The following is a 3,145-nucleotide window of genomic DNA, read 5'->3' as shown; positions in this document are numbered from 1 at the left end:
GACTTCGGGCATGTGGTTTTCGACGGCTTCGATCATCACTTGATGCTGGAGTTCGGGGCGCGCGACTTGCATGCGTCTGGCTCTACCGATCGCCGAATGCGGGATATCGCCATCGCCAGCAATTTCGTTACTAGTATCGATGATGACGACACGTTTGCCTAGCTCGTCGGCCAACACGCGGGCAATCTCCCGCAGGGCGGTGGTTTTGCCCACACCAGGACGACCCAACATCAGGATCGATTGACCCGTTTCTACCAGATCGCGAATCATATTAATCGTGCCATAGACGGCGCGACCCACGCGACAAGTCAGCCCGATAATTTCGTCCGTGCGATTGCGGATACAGCTAATCCGATGTAGCGTCCGCTCGATACCCGCCCGATTGTCACCGCTAAACGCGCCAATGCGATCGACGCAATGCTCGATATCTGCTCTAGTAACTGTGACCTCACTGAGATATTCTGCCCCTTGGGCAAATCTTGCCTCGGGATAACGCCCCAAATCCATTACTACTTCGATCAGTACGCTCAGTTGCGGATGTCTCTCCAAACTCAGCCGTATCGGTTCCGGTAACACTGCCAATAATTGGCTCAGGTCATCGGTAACTTGCATTCTGCCCAAACTTAAGTTTTCGTCCATTACGGATTATTATTGGTGATTTTTTCTTGTTTCTGGCTGAGAGTTTCGATCGCAGATCTCGACTAGCCTTTTGCCGTTACCGCAACAGTATCATTTACAAAAATATGCCCAGCAGATGCACCTTTTAACTGTCCAACTAGTTCGCTGGCGATCGTCATAGCCGCAGCGAGTAAGTCGGGATGGCTCTCTAATTTCCCTGGATTGTCGGTGCGGGCATCTAATTTGTCAAGTAGCGGCGACAACAGCACGCGAGCGTAGCTGCCATAGGCCACACCGTGGACGTGTGGGTGAGTAGTTGGTGGTAAGAGTCCGCGTTCCCGTAATTTGGGCACGGTGTAGTGGTTGGTACCGCCAGCTAATTGCACGTAACCAGGGAGATTTGCTGCTAGGACTTTTTCACCCAATCTAATTGCCGCGTGAGTCGTCCCCGCGCCGATATCCCCGCTCATCGGTCTGCCATCGGTTTGCCAAATCAGCGCGAAGGGCAATGGCTGGGAAGCGTAAGTCGCCGCAATCGTAGCGTGAATCGATCGCAAGTACGCGATTAATCCATCACTATCGGGGCAACTGATTGCCAACAATTTCAGATGGTGAGCCACTGGTGCCAGGATGTCCCACAACCGCCTAAACTCATCTAAATGACCCGTCTGAGTATGAATTTCGATCGCGTCGATACCATCCTCCTGTGTGAGATAGGGGAGGATACTACTCGGCGTTGCCATGCGATCGCGCGTGGTAATCAATCCCAACGGACAGATCGGCAAGCACCGACCGCAACCATAGCACCGACTCTCGATAATACCCGCTGGCACGTTGGCGGAGCCTCTCGAAACGAGAATCGCATCTGCCGGACAAATCGACTCGCACGGACGCGGACAATCGATCGGACATTGCGCGGGGTCGAATTCTGCCTTGCGAAAATGTGGATCTACACCATCATTTAAGCTCACCATCAACCACGGATCGCCACCGGGATTGGCTATGTCTCGATTTGTTTGGGCTAATTTCTGGGCGGCTCTGATTCCATCTTTGGCAGCGGTAATTACCGCCAAGTCGGCAGCAACATCGATACAATCAGCTCCTGCTAATGTATAAGCGATCGCCAGATTGCGGATGGCTGGTAAGTGCCCAAAACTAGCACCACAGATGAGTTTAAACCATGTACCCCTAGCTAATGAATTCAAGGGTGAAGGATATAACACTAGGACTTAGATGAATTTTTTCTGACACTATTAGCTAGTGGAAATGTTGCATATGCTAGGCGAACACATTCATGACAGTCACCTCTTTACCCTAAGTTTGTCAGCGTCCTGATGTATGAATTATATCGAGATTTACTGGTGTGTGGCTAGGAATTGCGATGATATTAATTTTCTGTAACGCGAATCGCGATCGACTAAAGCGTTGAGATCCTAACTCGTTGGCGTAGCCTACCGTAGGTAATCGGTGGCGGAGCCACGCCGCGAGGTAATTGCCACCACCCACGCGAGCGGTCAAAATCAGATCGTTCGAGCAGCCAGCGATCGTGCCAATTTGAGTTCGATTTCCTGTTGCCAATTCAGTGCGGTCTATCGATCGACTTGGTAGACTGCGATCTTGCTGCGATACAATAGTGCAGTTAGGTTTGAAAGAGTCGTTCGAGATGTGGCGATCGGTAAATGATTGAATTTAGCGTTGGTAATTATAGATCCTTCAAAGATGTTGTAACTTTTAGCATGGTTGCCGCACCAATTCAGCATGAAGATGAAACGCTCGATCGCAATAATATATTTGCGATCGCTGAAGACATCAATCTATTAAAAAGTGCCGCCATCTATGGTGCCAATGCCAGCGGCAAAAGTAATTTGGTTAGAGCGATCTCCTTCATGAGGAGTTTCGTGATTAACTCTGCTGTAGGTAGAAGAGTAAAAGATCCGATCGATACAGAAGTTCACAAATTAAGCAAAGACACTGAAACTGAACCATCATATTTTGAAATTATATTTGCAAGTAGTACCGCAAGATATCGTTATGGCTTTGAGGTCGATCGAGATCGTGTCAAATCTGAATGGTTATATCAGAACTTGGGTGATGAAGAATCTGAGCTGTTCTCACGAGATCGACAGGATATTAACGTGTCAGGAAATTTTCCAGAAGGACAAGAATTAATTAAAAGAACAAGATCTGACGCTCTATTCTTATCTGTTGCAGCTCAATTCAATGGCGACATAGCTATTTACGTCACGCACTTGTTTTCTAGACTGCATGTCATTTCTAATGCACATGATGAATTTCTATGGAAAGGTCTGAGTGACCATATTATGCTTGAAGAGCATGACAGTAAAAAACATTTAATAGATCTGGTTAAAGGATTAGATCTTGGCATCGAAGATATTGAATTATCACGCACGTCAACCGATCCTGAAGAAAATTCATTTAAACATGAAATTCAAACTGCTCATTACAAGTATGACAGCAATCATAAACAACTATCATTAGAACATTTCAATCTTGGAGAAGAATCTGA

General features: G+C 47.5%; 4 protein-coding genes. 1 reads left to right on the top strand and 3 read right to left on the bottom strand.

Features of this window, described 5'->3' with window-relative positions:
* From RMO84_RS10720 to RMO84_RS10710, 3 genes are all read right to left on the bottom strand, one after another.
* Positions 1-639: ATP-binding protein (locus RMO84_RS10720; RefSeq protein WP_396135827.1), on the bottom strand; the 639-nt coding region annotated here is incomplete at its 3' end.
* 62 nt (positions 640-701) lie between these two features.
* Positions 702-1,841: a circadian clock protein LdpA gene (ldpA, locus tag RMO84_RS10715; RefSeq protein ID WP_310488452.1), complete on the bottom strand. Its 1,140-nt coding sequence runs from the start codon at positions 1,839-1,841 to the stop codon at positions 702-704.
* Between the two features lie 100 nt (positions 1,842-1,941).
* Positions 1,942-2,196, bottom strand: a complete 255-nt coding sequence (locus tag RMO84_RS10710; protein ID WP_310488451.1) for a hypothetical protein — start codon at positions 2,194-2,196, stop codon at positions 1,942-1,944.
* A gap of 101 nt (positions 2,197-2,297) precedes the next feature.
* Here RMO84_RS10710 and RMO84_RS10705 point away from each other — a divergent pair.
* Positions 2,298-3,145 (top strand): AAA family ATPase (locus RMO84_RS10705; protein WP_310488450.1); only part of this gene is annotated, 848 nt, incomplete at its 3' end.

It is taken from the genome of Chamaesiphon sp. VAR_69_metabat_338, assembly GCF_031423935.1.
Taxonomy (GTDB): Bacteria; Cyanobacteriota; Cyanobacteriia; order Cyanobacteriales; family Chamaesiphonaceae; genus Chamaesiphon.
The sequence above is the reverse complement of the archived record's forward strand: the minus strand, read 5'-3'. Positions and strand labels throughout refer to the sequence as shown.